Origin of the sequence: Pseudomonas sp. G2-4, assembly GCF_030064125.1 — a bacterium.
Taxonomy (GTDB): Bacteria; Pseudomonadota; Gammaproteobacteria; order Pseudomonadales; family Pseudomonadaceae; genus Aquipseudomonas.
Map to the genome: position 1 here is coordinate 4898324 of NZ_CP125957.1, position 22962 is coordinate 4921285.

Below are 22962 nucleotides of genomic sequence, written 5' to 3' on the forward strand. Positions count from 1 at the left end.
TCAAACCGCCTCTTCCAGCCGCGCACCGGACGACACGCACAGGGAAAACAACGCGCCATGGCCGACTTCGACATTGAGCAGTTGCTCCCGAGGCAGACCCCGGGCCTGGGCCAGCAACAAGCGCATCACGCCGCCATGGCTGACCAGCAAAACCCGCTGGCCGGCATAGGCGCTATGCAGGCGTTCGACCGCCGCCAAAACGCGCCCGGAAAACGCCAGCACCGGCTCGCCATCGGGTGGCGTAAAGCTGTAGGGATCGGCCCAAAACCGCCCCAATGCTTCAGCGTCAGTCTCCATCAACGCCGCCGCGCTGCGGCCTTCCCAGGCGCCGAAATGCAGCTCTTGCAGATCCTTGTCCAAGTGCACTGGAACGCCGAGTCGGGCGCCGAGTTGCTCAGCGAAACGGGCGCAACGTTGCAACGGCGAACTCACCAGCCGATCCCAGGGCCCGCCCTCTATGACAGCCGCGTGCATCTGTTCCCAGCCCTTGGCGGTCAAGGCGTCGTCGAGGCTGCCGCGCAATCCGCCGCCCAGCTCGGTTTCGCCGTGACGCAGCAGGTCCAGGCGCAAGGTCATGCCGGACGATCCGCCACGGCCGCTTCGGCAAACGTCGCCATCTGCCCGTGAAGGTCACAGGCCAGGCGCAACAGCGGCACCGCCAACGCAGCGCCGCTGCCCTCGCCCAGGCGCAGGCCGAGGTCCAGCAACGGTTCGGCGCCGAGGGTTTCCAGCACGTGGCGATGGCCCGGCTCGGCGCCGCGATGGCCGAACAGCAACCATGGCCGGCATCCGGGATTGAGGCGCACCGCCACCAGGGCGGCGACGCTGCAGATGAAGCCGTCCACCAGCACGGCGACGCCTTGCTGGGCACAGGCCAGGTAAGCGCCGGCCAACGCGGCGATTTCAAAACCGCCGAGGTTGAACAGGGTCTGCAACGGGTCGTCGCGTTGGGCACTGTGATGCGCCAGGGCCCGTTCGATCACTTGGGCCTTGTGGCTGACACCCGCCGCGTCCAGGCCGGTACCCGGGCCGACCAGATGCCCCACCGGGCAATCCAGCAAGGCGCAGGCCAGGGCGCTGGCCGCCGTGGTGTTGCCGATGCCCATCTCGCCGCCGATGAACAAGTTGGTCCCAGCGGCTACGGCACGGAGCACACTGTCGCGGCCGGCTTGCAGGGCTTGCTCGCCCTGGGCCACGGTCATCGCCGGGCCATGGACGAAATTCGCCGTGCCGGGGCCGACGCGCAGATGCCGCACGCCGGGCAACTCCAGCGCAGGCGTCACGGTGCCCAGGTCCACCACTTCCAGCGAAGCGCCCAGCTGCCGCGCCAGAACGCTGATGGCCGCGCCGCCGCTGACGAAGTTGAGCAGCATCTGCCCGGTCACTTCCTGGGGAAAGGCTGAGACGCCCTCCGCCACCACACCATGATCGCCGGCAAAAATCGCGATCCAGACTTGATCCAGGCTCGGCTTGACCTGACCTTGCAGCCCCGCCAGTTGCACCGCCACCGACTCCAGCCGCCCCAGGGAGCCGGCCGGTTTGGTCAGTTGTTGCTGACGGTCCGCGGCCTGTTCCAGGGCCTGGGTGTCGAGGGGCTTGCACGGGTCCAGCCACCAGCGGTGATTCATAACGCAGTACCTTTGAGAGTCAGGGGCAGGCCGGCAACGGTCAGCACGACGCGCTGACACCGTTCGGCCAAAGCTTGATGCAGCCAACCGGCTTCATCGACATAACGGCGAGTCAACTCGCCCAGGGGCACAACACCCATTCCGGTCTCGTTGCTGACAAAAATGATCTCCCCGGGCAGCGCGGCCAGGCAGTCCAGCAGTGCGTCGCGCTCTGTGTTCAATCGCTCTGGGGCGTCGAGCATCAGCAGGTTGGTCAGCCACAGGGTCAGGCAATCCACGAGTAGGCAGTGGCCGGGGGCGGCGTTTTCCCGCAGCACGCGGGCCAGGGCCAAGGGTTCTTCCAGCAGCGCCCATTCGGCCGGGCGACGGGCTCGGTGTTGGGCGACCCGTGCGTTCATTTCGCCGTCCAGGGGTTGGCTGGTGGCGATGTAGGTCACTGGCCAGCCTGTTTCGACCGCGAGTTTTTCCGCCAGGCGACTCTTGCCGGAGCGGGCGCCGCCGAGGATTAGTTGGAGCATGAGTCATTACCTTTATTTGGCGGTGTGGCGACCGGCCTCTTCGCGAGCAGGCTCGCTCCCACAGGGGATCGCTGGCGAGCATAAATTCTATATACACCCTGCCCCCCATGTGGGAGCGAGCCTGCTCGCGAAGAAGCCAGCCCAGCCACCCTAAATCCCACAGAGTTCACGCAACAACCCAGTGTCCAAATGCCGCTCCACCAGATCCGCCAGCCGCTCGATGTCCCGCTCGCGCAAGCCGTGGTAATCCACCGCCTGCACATCCTGCAACCCGGCCCAACGCAACAATGCACTGCTGGCCTGCGGGGACTCGAACAGCCCGTGCAGATAGGTGCCGAAAATCTGCCCATCGAGACTTTGCGCGCCGTCGCAACGGCCGTCTTCCAGGTACACCGCCGCGTGTTCCAGTGCCGGGCCGGTGGTCACCCCGGCGTGAATCTCATAACCGCTGACTTCAGCGTTTTCCAAGGCCAGTCGCCCGCGGACATTACGCAATTGTTTCTCATGTTCCAGCGTCGTTTCAAAGGCCAGCAGGCCCAGTCCGGCACTGGAGCCCGCCGCGCCTTCCAGCCCCAACGGGTCGTGGACCTGCTGGCCGAGCATCTGCAATCCGCCACAAATACCCAGCAACTTGCCGCCGTAACGCAGGTGCCGTTGGATGGCGCTTTCCCAGCCGTTGGCACGCAGGTAGGCCAGGTCGCTGCGCACGCTTTTCGAACCGGGCAGGATGATCAGGTCGGCCGGCGGGATGACCTGGCCGGGGCCGATGAATTGCAGGTCGACCTGCGGATGCAACCGCAACGGATCGAAATCGGTGTGGTTGCTGATGCGCGGCAACACCGGCACCAGCACCTTGAGCACCTGTTCAGCCTTGTCGGCCTGGCGCTGGTCGAGGCCGTCCTCGGCTTCCAGGTGCAGGTCCATCACGTAGGGCAACACGCCCACCACCGGTTTGCCGGTGCGCGTTTCCAACCAATCCAGGCCCGGTTGCAGCAAAGCGATGTCGCCGCGAAAACGATTGATGATGAAGCCCTTGACCCGCGCCTGCTCACTGGGCGACAGCAACTCCAGGGTGCCGACGAGATGGGCAAAGACCCCGCCGCGATTGATGTCCGCGATCAGCAGCACCGGGCAGTCCACCGCCTCGGCAAAGCCCATGTTGGCAATGTCGCCAGCACGCAGATTGATCTCTGCCGGTGACCCGGCGCCCTCCACCATCACCACGGGATACGCGGCGCTCAAGCGTTGGTGCGAGGCCAGCACCGCTTGCATCGCGATGGCTTTGTAGTCGTGATAGGCCACGGCGTTCATCGTGGTGACGGCGCGGCCATGGATGATCACTTGGGCGCCGGTATCACTGTTGGGTTTGAGCAGCACTGGGTTCATGTCGGTATGCGGTTCGAGCCCGGCGGCCTGGGCCTGCACCGCCTGGGCGCGGCCGATTTCGCCGCCGTCGGCCGTCACCGCGCTGTTGAGCGCCATGTTCTGCGGCTTGAACGGCACCACGCTGACACCCTGGCGTCGGACCCAGCGGCATAACGCCGTGACCAGGGTACTTTTGCCGGCATCGGACGTGGTGCCTTGCACCATCACAGTGGTCATCGAATGTCCTTGGTGTAGGCCTCGAGCGCCTGTTCGAGGCGCAAGAACTCGGCGTCATCGGCCGGCAGCCCGAAGCGCAGGCTGCTGTTGTTCACGAACAGCCGCAGGAGAATGCCGCGATGAGCCATGAAATCGTGAAGCCCCACGGCATGCTCGGTGACCAGCCATTGGAACAAGCCGCAGCCGCCCTGGGGTTTGAAACCATGGCGCTCCAGCATCAGCGCGAGGCGTTGGCTGGTGGCTTCGCAGCGTTGTCGCTGGCGGACATGGGCAGCGGTGTCCAACAGGCACGCCTGGCCCACCACCCGGGTCGGCCCGCTGACGGCCCATGGCCCGACCTGCTCAGCAAGCAACTTGAGCAAGTGGCGCTCGGCCAGGACAAACCCCAGGCGCACCCCAGCCAGGCCAAAGAACTTGCCGAACGAACGCAGCACGATCAGCCCGACCTGATGGGCGTGGGCCGCCAGGCTCAGGTGCGGCGTGATGTCCATGAACGCTTCATCCACCACCAGCCAGCCACCGCGCTGGGCCAGGCGCGCGTGCCAATCCAGCAAGCGCTCGGGATCCAGGCTCAGGCCCGTGGGGTTGTTCGGGTTGACCACCACCAGCACGTCGAGGCTGTCGAGGAAGAAATCCACTTCCGCTTCCAGCACTTCGCGCACGATGTAGCCGGCGCGGCGCCAGGCTTCGGCGTGCTCGGCGTAACACGGCGACAAGACGCCGACCTTGCCGACCCGGCGCAGGCGCGGCAACAGCTGGATGGCCATTTGCGAACCGGCCACCGGCAGCACATCCAACGCCCCGTAGTAATCGCAGGCGGCCTGTTCCAAGCCGTCATCGGTTTCCGGCAGGCGCGCCCAAGCCCGCGGTGGAATCGCCGGAACCTCGAACGGCCAGGGCGCCAGGCCGCTGGACAAATCGAGCCAGTCAACCTCAGCGATCCCGTATTGCCGGGCCGCGTTACGCAAGCGCCCACCGTGCTCAAGCATAAAACTCAGCTCCCAGGCAGAGAATCAGCAGCCATAACCATACGCCGCGCTGGACCAATTGCCAGCCGCGATCAATTGAATCGGCACTCGCCGGCACGCCTTCGCCCAGGGGCGGACGTTGGTGCAGTTCACCGTGATAAACCGCCGCCCCGCCCAACTCGACACCCAGCGCACCGGCACCGGCGGCCATGACCGGCCCGGCATTGGGGCTGTCCCAGGTCGGGCCCTGGGTGCGCCAGCACTTGAGCGCCAAGCGGGTTTTGCCAAGCACTGCATAGGTCAACGCCACCAGGCGCGCAGGAATATAGTTGAGCCCATCGTCAATTTTTGCCGCCGCCCAGCCGAAGCGCTCGAAGCGTTCGTTGCGATAGCCCCACATGGCGTCGAGGGTATTGCTCAGGCGGTACAACACCACCCCAGGCGCACCGGCCACGGCGAACCAGAACAATGCGGCGAACACCGCATCGCTGCCGTTCTCCAGCACCGACTCGGTGGCGGCGCGGGCCACGGCGGTTTCGTCCAGTTCGCGGGTTTCGCGACTGACCAGGTAGCCGACACGCTGGCGCGCGGTGTCCAGATCGCCACTGCGCAGCGCCTGGGCCACCGGCTCGACATGTTCCCCGAGGCTGCGCAGGCCGAGGGCGCAGTACAGCGCGAGGATCTCCACCAACCAACCCACCATGGGTGCCCAGGACAGGGCCGTGGCGAGCAAGGTCAACGGCACCACGGCGATAATCCACGCCGTCACGCCATGACTGCGCCAGCCGCGCCCACCAGAGTTGAAGCGTTGTTCGATCCGCTCGGCAAAACCGCCGAACGCCACCAGTGGATGCCAACGCCGGGGCTCGCCCAGCAGCGCATCCAGCGCCACTGCGGCGGCACTGAGCAAGGCCACGCTCATGGGCGCTCTCCCCAATGGTTTTCATAGAGCAATTCATTCAGCGAGCGCGGCTGCGCCCAACCTTCCAGGGCGAGCATCGGCGCCGGGTAAAACCCCTCGACCGGGCCCAGGCACAAGATTGCCAGCGGCTTGGCACCGGCGGGCAGGCCCAGCAAGTCGGCCAAAGCCTGGGGTTCGAACAACGACACCCAGCCCATCCCCAGCCCTTCAACACGGGCGGCCAGCCAGAGGTTCTGGATCGCGCAGGACAGCGAAGCCAGGTCCATTTCCGGCAAGGTCCGGCGACCGAAGATGTGTCGCTCGCGATCCTCCATCAACGCCGCCACCAGCACCTCGGCGCAGTCGTTGATGCCTTCGACCTTGAGCTTCATGAATTCGTCGCTGCGCTCGCCGAGGGCCTCGGCGGTGCGGATACGTTCTTCCTCCACCAACTGCTGGATACTCCCACGCAAGGCGCGGTCGCTGATGCGGATAAACCGCCAGGGCTGCATCAGGCCCACGCTGGGGGCCTGGTGCGCGGCTTCCAGCAGGCGGTGCAGCAAGGCCGGCTCGACCGTGCCGCCGCTGAAGTGGCGCATATCACGGCGCTCGGCGATGGCGCGGTAGACCGCGTCGCGTTCGGCCTGGGGGAAAGCGTTGTCGGTCATGGCCTTTTCGCGAGCAGGCTCGCTCCCACAGGGTTCAGGTGATCAAATGTGGGAGCGAGCCTGCTCGCGAAGGCGGCCTCAAGGTCAGGCGCAAAGAGCGCGGCAATCGCCCGCGGATTCGACGGAAAATAAAAGTGCACATAAGAAGCCGTCATCCGCCCCAACCGGAAGACCGCCTCGGCCCCACGCCCTCCATTAGGGCTATGCCCACGGGCAATCGGCACCAGTTCAGTGCTGGTCAGCGAATGATGATAGGTGTGCCCGCGCAGGGTGCCTTCCGGCAAATCCACCGATTGCAGGGCCAGGGCTGCCAGACGCTTTTGCATCTGCGCCTCACCCGCCAGCAAGCCCAATAGTTCGGCGCGGTTGCCTTCGACGTCAGTCAGGGAATCCAGCAGATACAGCATGCCGCCGCATTCGGCGAGCAACGGTTTACCGGCTGCATGGTGAGCCCGGATCGCCGCCAGCATCGGCGCGTTCCGGGCCAGCGCAACGTGGTGCAGCTCTGGATAACCGCCGGGCAGGTAGAGGCTGTCCGCCTCGGGCAGTTCGGTGTCATGGATCGGCGAAAAGAAGCTCAATTGCGCGCCCATGGCCCGCAGCAGATCGAGGCTCGCACCATAGGTGAAGGCAAACGCTTCGTCCCGGGCCACGGCGATGCGCACGCCGTCGAGCCATGGCTGCGCGGTGATCACCTCGGGCGCGGCGAATTCCACAGCGGGCGGCAGCGCCACTTCACAACTGCCGGCCAAGGCCTCGGCCGCCGCGTCGAGGCGCAGGTCGAGGTCGTTCAACTCGCTGGCCTGGACCAGCCCGAGATGACGACTGGGCAATTCGATGCCGGTTTCCCGGGACAACGCACCGTACCAGCGCAGGCCTTCGGTCAGGCTGCCTTCGAGCAATTGTGCGTGGCGCAAGGTGCCGACGCGGTTGGCCAAGACCCCGGCGAAAGGCAAGTCCGGCTGATAACGCGCCAGGCCCAAGGCCAGGGCGCCGAAGGTCTGGGCCATGGCCGTGCCGTCAATCACCGCCAGCACCGGCACGCCAAAATGCCGCGCCAGATCGGCGCTGGACGGCGTGCCGTCGAACAGCCCCATCACCCCTTCGATCAGGATCAGGTCCGCTTCGGCGGCGGCTTCCCACAACAACCGACGACTTTCCTGCTCGCCGACCATCCACATGTCCAATTGATAGACCAGCGCGCCGCTGGCTCGCTCGAGGATCATCGGGTCCAAAAAGTCCGGGCCGCATTTGAAGACGCGCACCTTGCGTCCCTGATTGCGATGCAAGCGGGCCAGGGCGGCGGTGACGGTGGTCTTGCCCTGTCCCGAGGCCGGGGCAGCGATCAGCACCGCCGGACAGTGGCGGCTTGTCAGGCAAGTGTCACTCACAGTTCGACGCCTTTCTGCGCCTTGATACCGGCCTGGAACGCGTGCTTGATCATGCCCATCTCGGTGACGGTATCGGCCAGTTCGATCATCTCCGGCTTGGCGCCGCGACCGGTCACCACCACGTGTTGCATCGGCGGGCGTGCTTGCAGATCGCTGAGAACCTGATCGAGGTCGAGGTAACCGTGCTTGAGGGCGATGTTGAGTTCATCGAGCACCACCAGGCCAACGGAGGGATCGCTGAGCAATTGGCGCGATACCGCCCAGGCCGCTTCGGCAGCAGCGATGTCGCGCTGGCGATCCTGGGTTTCCCAAGTGAAGCCTTCGCCCATGACGTGAAAGCGCACCTGTTCCGGGAAGCGGCGGAAAAACAACTCCTCACCGGTGCTGTTGCGGCCCTTGATGAATTGCACCACGCCGCATTGCATGCCATGCCCCATGGCCCGTGCCAACATACCGAACGCCGAGCTGCTCTTGCCCTTGCCGTTGCCGGTCAGCACTAGCAGCAAGCCACACTCGTTCGGCGAGTTGGCGATGCGCTCGTCGATCACGGCTTTCTTGCGCAGCATGCGCGCCAGGTGGCGTTCGTCGCGATCAGGGGTGTCGGTCATGGGGAGCTCTCCGTTGGGATTGGATAACGGCGGGCGGGGCACAAAAAAAGACGGCAGCAAGCCTGGCATCGCCCACCGTGATGCCGTTGGATGAATCAGGCCGGTCTCCGGGCTCATGAGCGGCGTGATGCCGGGCTGCGCGCCTTCCCATGTCCATGGACACAGTGGCCTGTAGGCAACCTTGACTCATTTACCGTTGCGGGGGCAGCGCCGGGTTCGTGTGCACTCACCGGCTTCCCTGTTTCACTCTGTCGGCCACGGCCACAGAGCACCTGAAACAAGCGGCGAAGGTTAGAGGGTTGGGGGTGGAGCGTCAATTAAAGCCGCCACGGGCCCAGCGCTGGTTATTGGCCGGATCAATGGAATGACGTCAATCTTGTGTCACGCCACGGGAAGTGATATCAAAGAGACATTACACCCCGATATCACAAGAACAAGAGGGCAAGGTATGCAAGGCATGATCATCAGCAATCCAAAACTGGAGTTCCTGCGCCCGGTACTGGAACGTTGGTTTGACTGTATCGACCGCTACAACGCCGTGCGTGGCGATAACGACACACCTTACTGGTTCGATGAAAAGGCCAACCTTGGCCTGCTGTCAGCGGCCGCCTGGATGGCCGAGATGGTCACGCTGCAGAACGCGCCGACCCGCAAGCAGAATGAAGAAGGCGAACGCAACGTCAGCGCCGATCTGTTTATCGCCAGCACCGAGGAGCGGGCCTTCATCCAGGCCACCCAACGCTGGCCCAAGGTCAACAACCTGAACCTGACCCAACCGCTGTCGGAAGCCACCAGCGATGCCAAGCGCATCAGCTACGCCAGCGACCTGAGGCTCGGCTGCCTGTTCGTCGCACCGCAAAAAGCCCAGCAGAGCACCACGCCCGAAGAGTTGCAGGACATGGTCGACGACCTGCAAAAGGAAAACACCTGCGCCGTGGCCTGGTATTTCCCTTACGCCTACCGCAAGTTGCGCAACGAGGCCGGCTTTTATCACCCGGGTATCGCCGTGCTGTTCAAACAGGCCCACGGCTGACTCATTCAAGAACTGTGGAAGCGAGCTTGCTCGCGATAGCGGTGCACCTGGCAACATCCATCTTGACTGTCACGCCGCCATCGCGAGCAAGCTCGCTCCCACAAGGTTTTGCCTGGCAGACTGGCCTACCCGCAGTTGAACCATCGCGCGTCTACGCTTCTCTATGAATAACTACATGCATTCATAGGGAAGCCAGCATGCTCAAGCCACCCCATCTTTTGATCGTCGCCTTGGCCGCCGGACTTGTCGCTTGTGGCGAGTCGTCCTCGCTGAAAGTGTCCGACGGCACCGGCCCCTCGCCGAAACTGCCCGAACCGAACAAGACCCTGATCCCCACCGTGAACATCGCCGAAGCCGTCGGCTGGCCCGAGGGCGCCAAGCCTACCCCGGCCCCGGGCCTGCAGGTGGGCGCCTTCGCCGAAGGATTGGACCATCCGCGCTGGCTCTACGTGTTGCCCAATGGTGATGTGCTGGTGGCCGAAACCAACGCCCCGCCCAAACCGGACGATTCCAAGGGTATCCGTGGCTGGGTGATGAAAAAGGTCATGGGCCGCGCGGGTGCCGGCGTGCCCAGCCCCAATCGCATCACGCTGTTGCGCGATGCCAATCATGACGGCGTTGCCGAAACCCGTACGGTGTTCCTGGAAAACCTCAACTCGCCGTTCGGCATGACCCTGGTGGGCAATGACCTGTACGTGGCCGACACCGACCGACTGATCCGCTTCCCGTACAACGAGGGCGATACGCAAATCAACGCGCAACCGACCAAGGTCGTCGACTTGCCGGGCGGCACGCTCAATCATCACTGGACCAAAAACGTGATCGCCAGCCGGGACGGCAGCAAGCTGTACGTCACCACCGGCTCGAACAGCAACGTTGCGGAAAACGGCATGGAGGCCGAAGAAGGCCGAGCAGCCATCTGGGAGGTGGACCGTGCCAGCGGTAGTCACCGTATATTCGCCTCGGGCCTGCGCAACCCCAACGGCCTGGCCTGGGAACCCAACAGCGGCGCCCTGTGGACGGCCGTGAACGAGCGGGATGAGATCGGCAGCGACCTGGTGCCGGACTACATTACTTCGGTCAAGGACGGCGCGTTCTATGGCTGGCCCTACAGCTACTACGGGCAGCACGTCGATGTTCGGGTCGAACCGCAGAACCCGGCCCTGGTGGCCAAGGCCATCGCCCCGGACTACGCCGTCGGCCCTCACACCGCTTCGCTGGGCCTGACGTTCGCCGATGGCAGCCGCTTGCCTGCGCCGTTTACCGAAGGGGCTTTCATCGGGCAGCACGGCTCCTGGAACCGCAAGCCCCACAGTGGTTATAAGGTGATTTTTGTGCCGTTCACTGGCGGCAAGCCAGTGGGACAACCGGTGGATGTGCTCACCGGCTTCCTGAACGCCGACGAAAAAGCCCTGGGCCGGCCGGTGGGCGTGGTGATCGATAAACAGGGTGGGTTGTTGGTGGCTGATGATGTGGGGAACAAGATTTGGCGGGTGTCGGGTAAATAACCCACCACCCAAGACTTGTAAAGGAACCCTGTTTGGTCCGGGGACATGGTGAACACCTGTGGCGAGGGAGCTTGCTCCCGCTGGGCTGCGAAGCGGCCCCAAGCTTCTGGCGGTTGCTGCGCAACCGAGCGGGAGCAAGCTCCCTCGCCACAAAAGCTTTCTAGCACTGCAAAAGTTGAAGGGTCAGGGATTACGCGCCAGATGCTCCGGCTGCAGCACCCGCTTGGCACCCAAATAGGCCTTCTGCCAATAAGCCTTGGACAGGCTGTCGAGCTTGACCGTGCCACCCGTGGCCGGCGCATGGACGAAGCGGCCCTCGCCCACGTAGATCCCGGCATGGCTGACCTGGGAGCCGCCGTTGGTGGCGAAGAAAATCAAGTCACCGCTCTGCAAGGCTTCCTTACCGACATCCGGGGCGCGCATGCCGATCATCTCGCGGGTGGAACGCGGCAGGGAAATGCCGGCGGCATCGCGGTAGACATAGCCAATCAGCCCGCTGCAATCGAAACCCGAATCCGGCGTATTACCGCCCCAGCGATACGGCGTGCCCACCAGACCCAGCGCCCGAAAGAGCACATCTTCGGCGGCAGGGGAAAAGGTCTGTGAAGGAGCAAAGACCACCGGAGCCCGCACGGGGGCCGGCGGCGGAGTGCGGCTGGCACAGGCGCTGAGCAGCGCGGCGAGGAATATCAGAGCGAGGCGGGCCGACGTCGACATATGCAGAACAATCCTGATCTGGATGCGGCTTTTCTGCCGTGGGCATGAAAACAAATCCGCCTGCGTAATACGCAGGCGGATTGCCATCAATCAATGATCAAGGATTCTAGCGGCTATGCAGCAAACTTCAAGTAAGACTTTAAGTTTGCCTTACAAACTGTGTGCTTACTTGCGAGCAGTGACCACCGTCGGTGCCATGGCGAGGGCGCGCTTGGCTTCGATGAAGGTCTTGTTCCAGTAGCTGTCGCCCAGGCTGTCGATGCGCACGCCACCGCTGCGGCGGCTGCTGGAATGGATGAACTGGTTGTCACCCAGGTAGATACCGGCGTGACTGACGCGACCACGACGACCGTTGGTGCTGAAGAACAGCAGGTCACCGGGTTCCAGTTCATTGCGCGCAACCAGCGGAGCCTTCACGTTGATCATTTCGCGCGTGGAACGCGGCAGGTTCATGCCGGCCTCCTCGCGGAACAGGTAACCGATGAAACCGCTGCAATCGAAACCGGCTTCAGAGGTACCGCCAAAACGGTAGCGGGTACCGATCAACGACATGCCACGTTCCAGGATACTGTCGGCCAGCACTGGAAGTTGATAAGGCTTGCTGCCGGCGAAAGCTGCCAGCTCTTTGTCGGAGGCCATTTCTTCCTGGAAGGCAACGGAGGAAGACTGGGCGGTAACGGAATTCTGGACCTGTGGTTGCTGCGCTTGCTGGGTCACTGGAGAGTGGGCAGCACAACCGAACAACAGGGTAACGAGTGCGAGAGGCACGAGGGGTGCGAAGCGATTTAGCATGGGCACGACCGTGGCTGAAGTAGTAAAGATGGCGAGACTATGCCTTCTATCAATCTCATTTGCAAATTCAATCGATGCAAATGTGACTTCTCGGTTTCTCGTTTACATCTAAGCGCTCAAGCCCGGTTTCAGCGGGTTACAGCCCTGCAGCCCAGTAAAACCGCGGGCTTCACCGCGTCGAGAAGAGGCTTTAAGCCATCATCTGGCGACAGTTTTACCAGCCCAAAGTTTCTTTCAAGAACGGGATAGTCAGCTTGCGCTGGGCCTGAAGCGAGGCTTGGTCGAGGCGTTCGAGCAATTCGAACAGCGCGCTCATGCTGCGGGTGCCACGGGTGAGGATGAAATGCCCGACTTCATCGGTCAGGTGCAGGCCGCGTCGGGAAGCGCGCAGCTGTAAGGCGCGGAGTTTGTCTTCGTCGGAAAGTGGCCGCATCTGGAAAATCAGCGCCAGGGTGAGACGGGACTTGAGGTCCGCCAGCTTCACCGGCAGTTCTCTCGGCGACGTCGAGGCGGCGATCAGCAAGCGCCGACCACTGTCGCGCAGCCGATTGAACAGGTGAAACAGCGCTTCTTCCCAATCGGCCTTGCCGGCCACCGCCTGGAGATCGTCCAGGCAGACCAGTTCGTACTGTTCAAGGTTGTCGAGGATTTCAACGCCGCGATCCAGCAGCTCAGCCAGCGGCAGATACACAGCCGGTTCGCCCAACTGCTCGAACCGCAGGCACGCCGCCTGCAACAGGTGCGTGCGCCCTACCCCGTCCTTGCCCCACAGATAAATCAGGCTTTCGGTCCAGCCAGCGTCGGCTTCGCAGAGCCGCTCGACATAGCCGAGTGCAGCGGCATTGGCGCCTGGGTAGTAATTGATAAAGGTGGCGTCATCACGCAGACGCACACCTAGGGGCAGCTGAATCGGTTTCATGCTGACTGAACAGTTCCAAAGGAACCGTTAGTGGCCTCTGTGTAAAGTTCGCAAAGTTTATACCCGTGACACGGACCGCACAATGCGCCGGACCACGAGCAAAATCAAAGGTTTGCAGAAGCAAGAGGACGGGGCGTCGGTTTCCCTGACGCCCCGCCCGCGATTTACCCTACAGGTCGGGGTCTTCGGCGCCGCTATAAATGTCCGAATCCTTGTACAGATCGTGCATATGGCGCACCAGCACCATGATCACCGCTGCCACCGGCAACGCCAGCAGGATCCCGGTGAAACCGAACAACTCGCCACCCGCCAGGATCGCGAAGATCACCGCCACGGGGTGCAGGCCAATCCGGTCCCCCACCAGCAGCGGCGTCAACACCATGCCCTCCAGCGCCTGGCCGACCATGAACACCGCCACGATGCCAATCATTGGATACAGGTCGCCGCCAAACTGGAACAACCCGGCGACCAACGCTGCGCCAATCCCGATCACAAACCCCATGTACGGCACGATGGCCGCCAGGCCGGCGATCAGGCCGATCAACAGCCCCAACTCCAGCCCCACCAGCATCAAGCCGGCCGCGTAGATGAAACCCAGCGCCACCATCACCAGCAACTGCCCGCGCACGAACGCACCCAGCACTTCGTGGCATTCGCCGGTCAGGGTCATGATGCGTTCTTCGCGGTGACGCGGCAGCAGGCTGCGGATCTTGGCCATCATCAAGTCCCAGTCCCGCAGCAGATAAAAAGCCACCACCGGAATCAGCACCAGGTTCGCCAACCAGCCGATCAACGCCAGGCCTGAGGCCGTGGCCTGGCTCAAGACCACGCCAACAATGTCGGTGGTCTGGCCCATATGCTCGCTGATGGCCGCCTTGACCTTGTCGAACTTCCAGAAACCGTCCGCCAGCCCCAGCTTCGATTGCACCCACGGCACCGCGCTGTGCTGCAACCAATCGAGCATCTGCGGCGCCAACTCGTAGAGGCGCACCAGTTGTTTGGCAAGCATCGGGATCAGCACCAGCAACAGGGCGCTCACAATCAGGGTAAACAGCGCAAACACCGCCACCACGCCCCAGGTTCGCGACAGGCCGAGTTTTTCCAGGCGATCCACCACCGGATCGAACAGATAAGCCAACAGCAGCGCAACCAGGAACGGCGTGAGGATCGGATGCAGCAAATAGATAAGCGCAATCAGCAGGGCGACCCCACCCAACCAGAACCAACGCCGCGTATCACCCATGAACCACTCCCTAGCTATATAAAGAAAGAAAACCTACCAGCGGAACCGCAGATTGGCCGCTGGCGCAGGCGTTGGCGCTGCCACCGGAACCGAGCCGTCGGCGGCTGGCTGAGGCGTAGGCTCTGGCGCGACAGGTTCACCGGCAGGTATTTCCTGTAATTTCGCCAGGGCCAGTTGCGCTTTCAACTGATCGGCGCTGCCGTTGACCCGATAGACGATCCGGTCGCCTTCAACCCGCTGCAACTGCCCGCCAAACGGTTCGAGCAAACGCCCAAGGGCCGCGTAGCGTTCAAGGTTCATGCCTTGCACTTCCAGCAATTGTTCGGTGGCCACGCCCGGCTTGGCGACGAAGCGCGGCGCCAGCCGTTGACTCACCGCCAACATCACCGCATCGGCCAAGGCGGCAGGATCGGCGCCCTGGGCGGTGCCCTGCTCGCGCTGGTCGCCCAACCACAGGCGCCAGGTTCCTTGCCACTGGCCGCCCTCTTCCTTGGCATGGACCGCCAGCAAGGCGTCCGCTGCGTATCGCTCCGAGGCATCACGCAAAGGCGCCGGGTCATTGCCTTCCAGGTTTGGCGCGGTGGCGACAATCTGCTCACTCAAATCCGCCAGCGGCAGGTGCAACGGCAAACCCCGGTGCTGGGCGGCACGCCGCAATGGAGCGGCGCTGGCCTGACCATCGCCCACCAGGCTGGAACCTTCAGCCGAATCGTTCAGCCACCACCCCAGGATCGATGGGCGATTGGCGCCCCACAGCGACAACCCCGCCGAACGCAAGGCCCGGTCGGAGCTCGCCGGGTCGAAGTCCACCTTGAGGCTTTCCGGAGGGCCGGCGTCGTAGCCATATTGAAGAATGATCTGTTGCGGATCCTTGCGGATCGCCGCCAGGCCGGGGTTCTGGGCGGCCTTGGCGTCGCCGGTCAGGCGCAGCACCAACGTGTCCAGCGCGCGCAGAGTCGCCTGGTTGCGCTCCTCCGGGGTCTGGTTGCTGACCGGCTCGAGCACTTGATACAGGCCATTGAGGGTTTCGGCATGGCTCGCCAGGCTGATCAGCGACAGGCAGCCCACAGACAAGAATTTGAACAAACGCATGGAAGATTCCCGGACATAACGGCTGGAACAGGCCGTGTGAAGAAGATTGAGCATGGCTGTGACCACAGCACCCGGCAAAACATTCACACGCCCGATGGAAGTTTCGCACTGTCATCACCATAACCGGTTACCGCTACACCTTATACAGACGCGCTACGCAGTACCAATATAAGAAATATCGGTTTTTTTCCGTGGATATGTCCCTGCCCGTCGGCGCGAGGATGGCCGCTGCCCCTCAAGCCTGATAAAATCGCGCGCCTTCGCAGACCGGCAATGGCTGGGCATCCGGAATAATTCGTACAACGGTTATTCAATGGCCCCGGCGTCGGTCGTTACCCAGAAATCCCCCCTAAAGGCCTGGATCATGAGCAAGCAACCCTCCCTGAGCTACAAGGACGCCGGTGTAGACATCGACGCCGGTGAAGCATTGGTCGAACGCATCAAGAGCGTCGCCAAGCGCACTGCGCGTCCGGAAGTCATGGGCGGCCTGGGCGGTTTCGGCGCCCTCTGCGAGATCCCGGCCGGCTACAAGCAACCGGTGCTGGTCTCGGGCACCGACGGCGTCGGCACCAAGCTGCGCCTGGCACTGAACCTGAACAAGCACGACAGCATCGGCATCGACCTGGTGGCCATGTGCGTGAACGACCTGGTGGTCTGCGGTGCCGAGCCGCTGTTCTTCCTCGACTACTACGCCACCGGCAAACTGAACGTCGACACCGCCGCCCAAGTCGTGACCGGCATCGGCGCCGGCTGTGAGTTGGCCGGCTGCTCTCTGGTCGGCGGCGAAACCGCTGAAATGCCCGGCATGTACGAAGGCGAAGACTACGACCTGGCCGGTTTCTGCGTCGGCGTGGTCGAGAAAGCCGAGATCATCGACGGTTCGAAGGTCGCTGCTGGCGATGCCTTGCTCGCCCTGCCGTCCTCCGGCCCGCACTCCAACGGCTACTCGCTGATCCGCAAGATCATCGAAGTCTCCGGTGCCGACATCGAAAACACCCAGCTCGACGGCAAGCCACTGGCCGACCTGCTGATGGCCCCGACCCGCATCTACGTCAAGCCGCTGCTCAAGCTGATCAAGGACACCGGCGCCGTCAAGGCCATGGCTCACATCACTGGCGGTGGCCTGCTGGACAACATCCCGCGCGTATTGCCAAAAGGCGCCCAGGCCGTGGTCGACGTGGCGAGCTGGACCCGCCCGGCGGTGTTCGACTGGCTGCAAGAGAAAGGCAACGTCGATGAAACCGAAATGCACCGCGTGCTGAACTGCGGCGTGGGCATGGTGATCTGTGTGGCCCAGGAGCACGTCGAGACCGCCCTGAACGTATTGCGTGAAGCCGGCGAACAGCCTTGGGTGATTGGCCAGATCGCCACCGCCGCCGAAGGCGCTGCCCAAGTCGAGCTGAAAAACCTTAAGGCGCACTGATGTCCGCAACCTGTGACGTGGTGGTGCTGCTGTCCGGCACCGGCAGCAACTTGCAGGCCCTGATCGACAGTACGCGGACCGGCGACAGCCCGGTCCGTATCCGCGCGGTGATTTCCAACCGCGCCGATGCCTACGGCCTGCAACGTGCCCGGGAGGCGGGTATCGACACCCGCGTCCTGGATCACAAGGCGTTCGATGGCCGCGAAGCCTTCGACGCCGCACTGATGGAACAGATCGACACCTTCAATCCGCAACTGGTGGTACTAGCCGGCTTCATGCGCATCCTCAGCGCCGGCTTCGTGCGTCATTACCAGGGCCGCCTGTTCAATATCCATCCTTCGCTGCTGCCCAAATACAAAGGGTTACACACTCACCAGCGGGCGCTGGAGGCCGGAGACACGGAGCACGGCTGCTCGGTGCACTTTGTCACCGAGGAACTCGATGGCGGACCACTGGTCGTACAGGCAGTAATACCGGTAGAGTTGCACGACACGCCGCACAGCCTGGCGCAACGGGTTCACGCCCGCGAGCACCAGATCTACCCGATGGCCGTGCGTTGGTTTGCCGAAGGACGGCTGACCCTCGACGATCGCGGAGCCTCACTGGACGGCCAGTTACTCGCCGCCAGCGGCCATTTGATTCGATACTAGGAGATTTTATGCGTCGCGCCCTGCTCTTCGCTTGCGCTCTGCTTGCCTTGCCCCTGGCACAGGCTGCGGAACTTCAACCGTTCTCCGCCAGCTACACCGCCGACTGGAAACAGTTGCCCATGAGCGGCACCGCCGAGCGCAGCCTGACCAAGGAAGCCAACGGCACCTGGAAGCTGAGCTTCAAGGCTTCGATGATGATCGCCAGCCTGACCGAAGAAAGCACCCTGACCCTGGACAAGGACACCTTGCTGCCACAGTCCTACCACTTCGAACGTGGCGGCCTGGGCAAGGCCAAGAAGGCCGACCTGGACTTCGACTGGAACACCAAGATGGTCACCGGCACCGATCGCGGTGACGCGGTCAAGCTGCCGCTCAACCGTGGCATGGTCGATAAATCCACCTATCAACTGGCCCTGCAGCACGACGTGGCGGCCGGCAAGAAAAGCATGAGCTATCAGGTCGTCGATGATGGCGAAATCGATACTTATGACTTCCGCGTGCTGGGTTCGGAAAAGGTCGACACCAAGGCCGGCCAGATCGAGGCAATCAAGGTCGAGCGCGTGCGCGATCCGACACAAAGCAAACGCATCACCGTGCTTTGGTTTGCCAAGGACTGGGATTATCTGCTGGTGCGCCTGCAACAGGTCGAGACCGACGGCAAGGAGTACAACATCATGCTCCAGGACGGTACGGTCAACGGCAAGGCTGTGAAAGGCAGCTGATCCACGCTTATACCAAGAAGCCCCGCACATGCGGGGCTTTTTAATGCCCGGATTTCAAGCCCACCATCTACCCCTGCGGGAATAAACCTGTGGGAGCGAGCCTGCTCGCGATGGCGTCGGATCAGCCAACTTCACCACTGACTGACACACCGCTATCGCGAGCAGGCTCGCTCCCACAGGATGGGGGTTCAACCAGACAATTGCCTTTACAACATGAAACCTTCTTCATGAAAGCCCCCTGCGACCGAATGCCGCGCACCGCCTGGCCTGCAGGATTGTTGCGATTTTCATGAAAACTTCTTAACGGGCCCAGGCATTTACTTAGCACGCTACCAAAATCTATAACAAAGACCTGCACACGCCTTGCTGCAGATAACAGAGATTGGAGCTTGCAAGATGACTGTGAAAGTAACTGAACGCGACGACGCCCACATGTCCCACGAAGGCATTGCCGCCGGTATCCGGATATGGGATGTGCATCAACAGGATTTGCTGGTGGGGATGTTCCACTCCGAGACGGATGCCCATAGTTACAAGGCTGAGCTGGAGCGCGAAGAAAGGTTGCGCTCGCGTGAGATGGCAGAATCGTAAGAATTGGCGATAGAAACCCTGTGGGAGCGAGCTTGCTCGCGATAGCGGTCTATCAGTGACAGAGATGTTGACTGATACGACGCTATCGCGAGCAAGCTCGCTCCCAGAGGTTTTGTGTTTCAGCGCAATGGAATCACGCCCGCCTTACCACATCAAATCATCCGGAATCTGATACGCCGCGTACGGATCATCAGCATCCACTTCTTCGGTCTGGGTGTTGAGCTGGACGATGCGCTTGGGATCGCGCTCCTGGATCTTCAGGGCCGCTTCACGCGGGATCACTTCGTAGCCGCCGGCATGGTGGACGATCGCCAGCGAGCCACTGCTCAGCTTGTTGCGCATCAGCGTATTGACCGAGATGCGCTTGACCTTCTTGTCATCGACGAAGTTGTAGTAATCCTCGGTGGTCAGCTTCGGCAGGCGCGAGACTTCGATCAATTGCTTGATCTGCGCGGCCCGGGCCTTCTGCTCGACCTTTTCCTGCTGCTGACGGTTGAGTTCCTGGTCGCGCTTGACCTTCTCGGCCATGGCCTCCTGGGCCGCGCGTTGCTGGGAGTCGTCCAGTTCGACCTGGCCTTTGTGGGCCAGGCGCTGCTGCTTCTGTTTCTCTTTGCCGACCTGTTTGGCCTGCTTTTGGTTGACCAGCCCTGCTTTGAGCAACTGGTCGCGAAGGGAAAGGCTCATGGTGCTTACTCACTTAGGCAACGGCCTCAGCCACAGCTGGGCAAATTCTTTTCCTGACGTTTGGCTTCGCCCCATAAGGCGTCCAACTCTTCGAGGGTGCAATCTTCCATGGGACGGTGGGTGTCGCGCAATGCCTGTTCGATAAATCGGAACCGCCGCTCGAATTTTCCGTTGGCGCCACGCAGGGCGGTTTCCGGGTCGACTTTCAGATGCCGGGCCAGGTTTACCACGCTGAACAGCAGGTCGCCGATCTCGTCGCTGATGGCAACCGGATCATTGTCGGCCATGGCTTCGAGGACTTCGTCCAGTTCCTCCCGGACCTTGTCGAGCACCGGTAACGGGCCTGGCCAATCGAAACCGACCTGCCCGGCACGCTTTTGCAACTTCGCCGAACGGGACAACGCCGGCAAGGCCGCGGGCACATCATCGAGCAACGACAACTGCTCCGGTGCCGAAGCCTTTTCAGCACGCTCCTCTGCCTTGATCTCTTCCCAGCGCTGCTTGACCTGTTCTTCGCTCAGGCGCGGGATGTCCATTGGCGCGTAAAGGTCGCCGGTAGGAAACACATGGGGATGACGGCGGATCAGCTTGCGGGTGATGCTGTCGACCACGCCGGCGAATTCGAAGCGGTTTTCTTCCCGGGCCAGCTGGCTGTAATACACCACCTGGAACAGCAGGTCGCCCAACTCGCCCTGCAAGTGATCGAAATCGCCGCGCTCGATGGCATCGGCCACTTCGTAGGCTTCTTCCAGGGTATGAGGGACGATGGTCGCATAGGTTTGCTTGATGTCCCACGGGCAGCCGTACTGCGGGTCCCGCAGGCGGTTCATGAGGTGGAGCAGGTCTTCGAGGCTGTACATCATTCATCCACCACAAAAAAAACCCTGTGGGAGCGAGCCTGCTCGCGAAAGCGGTACATCAGTCAAAACAATACTGGCTGACACACCGCCTTCGCGAGCAGGCTCGCTCCCACATTTTTGGACCGTGCCTGAGCTTTAGCCCGGCGTCCGGTTACGCCGGGTCTCGATGATATTCGGCAACTGGGAAATCCGCCCCAGCAGCCGCCCCAGCGCATCCAGCCCCGGAATTTCGATGGTCAGGGACATCAGCGCGGTGTTGTCTTCCTTGTTCGAGCGGGTATTGACCGCCAACACGTTGATCCGCTCGTTCAGCAACACCTGGGACACGTCACGCAGCAGGCCGGAGCGGTCGTAGGCGCGGATGACGATGTCCACCGGGTAGGTGAGCACCGGCACCGGGCCCCAACTGACCTGGATGATCCGCTCCGGTTCACGGCCGCCCAGTTGCAACACCGAGGCGCAGTCCTGGCGGTGAATGCTCACGCCACGGCCCTGGGTGATGTAGCCGACGATCGCATCCCCCGGCAACGGCTGGCAGCAGCCCGCCATCTGGGTCATCAGGTTGCCCACGCCTTGGATCTGGATATCGCCGCGCTTGCCCGGCTTGTAGCCGGTGGCCTTGCGCGGGATCAGTTCCAGTTGCTCGTTGCCGCGCTCCGGCTCCACCAATTGCTGGGCCAGGTTGACCAGTTGCGCCAGGCGCAGATCGCCGGCACCGAGGGCGGCGAACATGTCCTCGGCGGTTTTCATGTTGGCTTTTTCGGCCAGCTTGTCGAAGTCCACCTGCGGCAGGCCCAGGCGACTGAGCTCGCGTTCGAGCAGGGTCTTGCCGGCGGCGACGTTCTGGTCGCGGGCCTGCAACTTGAACCAGTGGACGATTTTCGCCCGCGCCCGCGAGGTGGTGATGTAGCCCAGGTTCGGGTTCAGCCAGTCGCGGCTCGGCGTACCGTGCTTGCTGGTGATGATCTCGACCTGCTCACCGGTCTGCAGGCTGTAGTTGAGCGGCACGATCCGCCCGTTGATCTTGGCGCCCCGGCAGTTGTGGCCGATCTCGGTGTGGACCCGGTAGGCGAAGTCCAGCGGCGTCGCGCCCTTGGGCAGGTCGATGGCGTGGCCGTCGGGGGTGAAGATGTAGACCCGGTCCGGCTCGATATCGACCCGCAGTTGTTCGGCCAGGCCGCCGATGTCACCCAGTTCCTCGTGCCATTCCAGCACTTGGCGCAACCAGGAGATTTTCTCTTCGTAGTGATTGGAGCCGGACTTGACGTCGGTGCCCTTGTATTTCCAGTGGGCACAGACCCCCAGCTCGGCTTCCTCGTGCATGGCGTGGGTGCGGATCTGCACCTCCAGCACCTTGCCCTCAGGGCCGATCACCGCCGTGTGCAACGAGCGATAGCCGTTCTCCTTGGGGTTGGCGATATAGTCGTCGAACTCCTTGGGAATGTGCCGCCACAAGGTGTGGACGATCCCCAGCGCGGTGTAGCAATCGCGCATTTCCGGAACCAGAACGCGAACGGCGCGAACGTCGTAGATCTGACTGAATTCCAGGCCCTTGCGCTGCATTTTGCGCCAGATCGAATAGATGTGCTTGGCCCGGCCACTGATGTCGGCTTCCACGCCGGTGGCCTGCAGTTCTTCCCGCAGTTGGGTCATCACGTCGGTGATGAAACGCTCGCGATCCAGGCGCCGCTCATGCAACAGCTTGGCGATCTGCTTGTACTGATCGGGCTCCAGGTAACGGAAGGAAAGGTCCTCCAGCTCCCACTTGATGTGACCGATGCCAAGCCGGTGGGCCAGGGGGGCATAGATGTCGAACACTTCCCGGGCGACGCGGTTGCGCTTTTCGTCATCGGCGCCTTTCACGGCGCGAATTGCACAGGTTCGTTCGGCCAGCTTGATCAGCGCGACGCGCACGTCGTCGACCATGGCCACGAGCATCTTGCGCAGGTTTTCCACCTGGCCCTGGGTACCCAGGACCATGGACTGGCGCGGGCTCAGGCTGGCGCTGATGGCGGCCATGCGAAGCACACCGTCGATCAGCTTGGCGACCACCGTGCCGAAGCGCTGGCTGACCACCGGCAGCTGGATCTGGCCTTCGCGCACGCCACGGTACAGCACCGCCGCCACCAGCGAATCCTGGTCGAGCTTGAGGTCGGCGAGGATTTCGGCGATCTCCAGGCCCGTCTGGAAACTCGAGGTGCCTTCGGACCACAGATTCTTCGCTGCGTTGTGTTGCTGTTCCGCCTCGCGAGCGAACTCGCAGGCGGCCTTCAAGGCCTCGCGATCCAGTGCCGTGTCGACACTGACCGCGTGATCGAGCCAAGCCTCGAGATTGATACTGCCGTCGGTGTTGATCGGCTGGTGTGCTCTCACCTGTACCATCTTTACTTACCTTCCCTACGACGCAGATTCAATGCGTCAACATCGCTGCCCTTCGGTGTCCG

General features: G+C 62.7%; 23 protein-coding genes and 1 riboswitch. Of the genes, 6 read left to right on the top strand and 17 right to left on the bottom strand.

Annotated elements, in window-relative coordinates:
• From cobC to cobO, 9 genes are all read right to left on the bottom strand, one after another.
• The gene (gene cobC / locus QNH97_RS21320) at positions 1-576 is read right to left on the bottom strand and encodes an alpha-ribazole phosphatase family protein (protein WP_283553782.1); all 576 of its coding nucleotides are present in this window, start codon (positions 574-576) and stop codon (positions 1-3) included.
• Positions 573-1628 carry a nicotinate-nucleotide--dimethylbenzimidazole phosphoribosyltransferase gene (cobT, locus tag QNH97_RS21325; protein WP_283553783.1) on the bottom strand — a complete coding sequence of 352 codons (1056 nt, stop codon included), beginning with the start codon at positions 1626-1628 and terminating at the stop codon, positions 573-575. The genes cobC and cobT overlap by 4 nt, the downstream gene beginning before the upstream one ends.
• Positions 1625-2146 carry a bifunctional adenosylcobinamide kinase/adenosylcobinamide-phosphate guanylyltransferase gene (gene cobU / locus QNH97_RS21330; protein WP_283553784.1) on the bottom strand — a complete coding sequence of 174 codons (522 nt, stop codon included), beginning with the start codon at positions 2144-2146 and terminating at the stop codon, positions 1625-1627. Before cobU ends, cobT begins: the two co-directional genes overlap by 4 nt.
• A gap of 150 nt (positions 2147-2296) precedes the next feature.
• On the bottom strand, positions 2297-3748 hold the full coding sequence (locus QNH97_RS21335) for a cobyric acid synthase (protein WP_283553785.1): 1452 nt from the start codon (positions 3746-3748) through the stop codon (positions 2297-2299).
• Positions 3745-4737, bottom strand: coding sequence for a threonine-phosphate decarboxylase CobD (gene cobD, locus QNH97_RS21340; protein WP_283553786.1), 993 nt, complete (start codon positions 4735-4737; stop codon positions 3745-3747). The genes QNH97_RS21335 and cobD overlap by 4 nt, the downstream gene beginning before the upstream one ends.
• Positions 4730-5638, bottom strand: coding sequence for an adenosylcobinamide-phosphate synthase CbiB (gene cbiB, locus QNH97_RS21345; protein WP_283553787.1), 909 nt, complete (start codon positions 5636-5638; stop codon positions 4730-4732). The genes cobD and cbiB overlap by 8 nt, the downstream gene beginning before the upstream one ends.
• Positions 5635-6285, bottom strand: a complete 651-nt coding sequence (bluB, locus tag QNH97_RS21350) for a 5,6-dimethylbenzimidazole synthase (protein WP_283553788.1) — start codon at positions 6283-6285, stop codon at positions 5635-5637. Before bluB ends, cbiB begins: the two co-directional genes overlap by 4 nt.
• On the bottom strand, positions 6282-7676 hold the full coding sequence (locus QNH97_RS21355) for a cobyrinic acid a,c-diamide synthase CobB (RefSeq protein ID WP_283553789.1): 1395 nt from the start codon (positions 7674-7676) through the stop codon (positions 6282-6284). The genes bluB and QNH97_RS21355 overlap by 4 nt, the downstream gene beginning before the upstream one ends.
• The gene (gene cobO, locus QNH97_RS21360) at positions 7673-8284 is read right to left on the bottom strand and encodes a cob(I)yrinic acid a,c-diamide adenosyltransferase (protein ID WP_283553790.1); all 612 of its coding nucleotides are present in this window, start codon (positions 8282-8284) and stop codon (positions 7673-7675) included. Before cobO ends, QNH97_RS21355 begins: the two co-directional genes overlap by 4 nt.
• An 81-nt stretch (positions 8285-8365) precedes the next feature.
• A riboswitch (cobalamin riboswitch) is annotated at positions 8366-8575 on the bottom strand.
• A gap of 157 nt (positions 8576-8732) precedes the next feature.
• On the opposite strand from cobO, the gene QNH97_RS21365 reads away from it, so the two are divergent.
• Both QNH97_RS21365 and QNH97_RS21370 read left to right on the top strand, forming a co-directional pair.
• A complete protein-coding gene (locus QNH97_RS21365; RefSeq protein WP_283553791.1) occupies positions 8733-9317 on the top strand; it encodes a hypothetical protein in 585 nt (194 codons plus the stop codon).
• A 197-nt stretch (positions 9318-9514) separates the two neighbouring features.
• The gene (locus QNH97_RS21370) at positions 9515-10825 is read left to right on the top strand and encodes a PQQ-dependent sugar dehydrogenase (RefSeq protein WP_283553792.1); all 1311 of its coding nucleotides are present in this window, start codon (positions 9515-9517) and stop codon (positions 10823-10825) included.
• 183 nt (positions 10826-11008) lie between these two features.
• On the opposite strand, the gene QNH97_RS21375 is transcribed toward QNH97_RS21370, so the two are convergent.
• The 5 genes from QNH97_RS21375 to QNH97_RS21395 all read right to left on the bottom strand — a co-directional run bounded on the left by QNH97_RS21375 (position 11009) and on the right by QNH97_RS21395 (position 15588).
• Positions 11009-11542: a C40 family peptidase gene (locus QNH97_RS21375; RefSeq protein ID WP_283553793.1), complete on the bottom strand. Its 534-nt coding sequence runs from the start codon at positions 11540-11542 to the stop codon at positions 11009-11011.
• Positions 11543-11707: 165 nt separating this feature from the next.
• Positions 11708-12334 carry a C40 family peptidase gene (locus tag QNH97_RS21380; protein ID WP_283553794.1) on the bottom strand — a complete coding sequence of 209 codons (627 nt, stop codon included), beginning with the start codon at positions 12332-12334 and terminating at the stop codon, positions 11708-11710.
• Positions 12335-12548: 214 nt separating this feature from the next.
• Positions 12549-13253, bottom strand: coding sequence for a DnaA regulatory inactivator Hda (hda, locus tag QNH97_RS21385; protein WP_003178999.1), 705 nt, complete (start codon positions 13251-13253; stop codon positions 12549-12551).
• A gap of 169 nt (positions 13254-13422) precedes the next feature.
• Complete coding sequence (locus QNH97_RS21390) at positions 13423-14496, bottom strand: AI-2E family transporter (protein WP_283553795.1); 1074 nt, start codon at positions 14494-14496, stop codon at positions 13423-13425.
• Positions 14497-14529: 33 nt separating this feature from the next.
• Positions 14530-15588, bottom strand: a complete 1059-nt coding sequence (locus QNH97_RS21395) for a DUF2066 domain-containing protein (protein WP_283553796.1) — start codon at positions 15586-15588, stop codon at positions 14530-14532.
• 364 nt (positions 15589-15952) lie between these two features.
• On the opposite strand from QNH97_RS21395, the gene purM reads away from it, so the two are divergent.
• From purM to QNH97_RS21415, 4 genes are all read left to right on the top strand, one after another.
• On the top strand, positions 15953-17011 hold the full coding sequence (purM, locus tag QNH97_RS21400) for a phosphoribosylformylglycinamidine cyclo-ligase (protein WP_092170007.1): 1059 nt from the start codon (positions 15953-15955) through the stop codon (positions 17009-17011).
• A complete protein-coding gene (gene purN, locus QNH97_RS21405) occupies positions 17011-17661 on the top strand; it encodes a phosphoribosylglycinamide formyltransferase (RefSeq protein ID WP_123346222.1) in 651 nt (216 codons plus the stop codon). The genes purM and purN overlap by 1 nt, the downstream gene beginning before the upstream one ends.
• A gap of 8 nt (positions 17662-17669) precedes the next feature.
• Positions 17670-18383 (top strand): DUF3108 domain-containing protein, encoded by a 714-nt coding sequence (locus QNH97_RS21410; protein WP_283553797.1) that lies wholly within the window; start codon positions 17670-17672, stop codon positions 18381-18383.
• 396 nt (positions 18384-18779) lie between these two features.
• Positions 18780-18974: a hypothetical protein gene (locus QNH97_RS21415; RefSeq protein WP_025215049.1), complete on the top strand. Its 195-nt coding sequence runs from the start codon at positions 18780-18782 to the stop codon at positions 18972-18974.
• 144 nt (positions 18975-19118) lie between these two features.
• Here QNH97_RS21415 and QNH97_RS21420 read toward each other — a convergent pair whose 3' ends face one another.
• The 3 genes from QNH97_RS21420 to relA all read right to left on the bottom strand — a co-directional run bounded on the left by QNH97_RS21420 (position 19119) and on the right by relA (position 22900).
• Entirely contained in the window at positions 19119-19658 is a 540-nt protein-coding gene (locus tag QNH97_RS21420) for a DUF2058 domain-containing protein (protein WP_215007852.1), read from the bottom strand.
• A gap of 26 nt (positions 19659-19684) precedes the next feature.
• A complete protein-coding gene (mazG, locus tag QNH97_RS21425) occupies positions 19685-20518 on the bottom strand; it encodes a nucleoside triphosphate pyrophosphohydrolase (protein ID WP_283557526.1) in 834 nt (277 codons plus the stop codon).
• A 135-nt stretch (positions 20519-20653) separates the two neighbouring features.
• Positions 20654-22900, bottom strand: coding sequence for a GTP diphosphokinase (gene relA / locus QNH97_RS21430; RefSeq protein ID WP_283553798.1), 2247 nt, complete (start codon positions 22898-22900; stop codon positions 20654-20656).
• Positions 22901-22962 lie beyond the last annotated feature (62 nt).

Excerpts from the sequence above, each read along its gene's own strand:
- cobC (WP_283553782.1), bottom strand. The coding sequence starts at position 576 with ATGACCTTGCGCCTGGACCTGCTGCGTCACGGCGAAACCGAGCTGGGC.
- cobT (WP_283553783.1), bottom strand. The coding sequence starts at position 1,628 with ATGAATCACCGCTGGTGGCTGGACCCGTGCAAGCCCCTCGACACCCAG.
- cobU (WP_283553784.1), bottom strand. The coding sequence starts at position 2,146 with ATGCTCCAACTAATCCTCGGCGGCGCCCGCTCCGGCAAGAGTCGCCTG.
- QNH97_RS21335 (WP_283553785.1), bottom strand. The coding sequence starts at position 3,748 with ATGACCACTGTGATGGTGCAAGGCACCACGTCCGATGCCGGCAAAAGT.
- cobD (WP_283553786.1), bottom strand. The coding sequence starts at position 4,737 with ATGCTTGAGCACGGTGGGCGCTTGCGTAACGCGGCCCGGCAATACGGG.
- cbiB (WP_283553787.1), bottom strand. The coding sequence starts at position 5,638 with ATGAGCGTGGCCTTGCTCAGTGCCGCCGCAGTGGCGCTGGATGCGCTG.
- bluB (WP_283553788.1), bottom strand. The coding sequence starts at position 6,285 with ATGACCGACAACGCTTTCCCCCAGGCCGAACGCGACGCGGTCTACCGC.
- cobO (WP_283553790.1), bottom strand. The coding sequence starts at position 8,284 with ATGACCGACACCCCTGATCGCGACGAACGCCACCTGGCGCGCATGCTG.
- QNH97_RS21365 (WP_283553791.1), top strand. The coding sequence starts at position 8,733 with ATGCAAGGCATGATCATCAGCAATCCAAAACTGGAGTTCCTGCGCCCG.
- QNH97_RS21370 (WP_283553792.1), top strand. The coding sequence starts at position 9,515 with ATGCTCAAGCCACCCCATCTTTTGATCGTCGCCTTGGCCGCCGGACTT.
- QNH97_RS21375 (WP_283553793.1), bottom strand. The coding sequence starts at position 11,542 with ATGTCGACGTCGGCCCGCCTCGCTCTGATATTCCTCGCCGCGCTGCTC.
- QNH97_RS21380 (WP_283553794.1), bottom strand. The coding sequence starts at position 12,334 with ATGCTAAATCGCTTCGCACCCCTCGTGCCTCTCGCACTCGTTACCCTG.
- hda (WP_003178999.1), bottom strand. The coding sequence starts at position 13,253 with ATGAAACCGATTCAGCTGCCCCTAGGTGTGCGTCTGCGTGATGACGCC.
- QNH97_RS21390 (WP_283553795.1), bottom strand. The coding sequence starts at position 14,496 with ATGGGTGATACGCGGCGTTGGTTCTGGTTGGGTGGGGTCGCCCTGCTG.
- QNH97_RS21395 (WP_283553796.1), bottom strand. The coding sequence starts at position 15,588 with ATGCGTTTGTTCAAATTCTTGTCTGTGGGCTGCCTGTCGCTGATCAGC.
- purM (WP_092170007.1), top strand. The coding sequence starts at position 15,953 with ATGAGCAAGCAACCCTCCCTGAGCTACAAGGACGCCGGTGTAGACATC.
- purN (WP_123346222.1), top strand. The coding sequence starts at position 17,011 with ATGTCCGCAACCTGTGACGTGGTGGTGCTGCTGTCCGGCACCGGCAGC.
- QNH97_RS21410 (WP_283553797.1), top strand. The coding sequence starts at position 17,670 with ATGCGTCGCGCCCTGCTCTTCGCTTGCGCTCTGCTTGCCTTGCCCCTG.
- QNH97_RS21415 (WP_025215049.1), top strand. The coding sequence starts at position 18,780 with ATGACTGTGAAAGTAACTGAACGCGACGACGCCCACATGTCCCACGAA.
- QNH97_RS21420 (WP_215007852.1), bottom strand. The coding sequence starts at position 19,658 with ATGAGCCTTTCCCTTCGCGACCAGTTGCTCAAAGCAGGGCTGGTCAAC.
- mazG (WP_283557526.1), bottom strand. The coding sequence starts at position 20,518 with ATGTACAGCCTCGAAGACCTGCTCCACCTCATGAACCGCCTGCGGGAC.
- relA (WP_283553798.1), bottom strand. The coding sequence starts at position 22,900 with ATGGTACAGGTGAGAGCACACCAGCCGATCAACACCGACGGCAGTATC.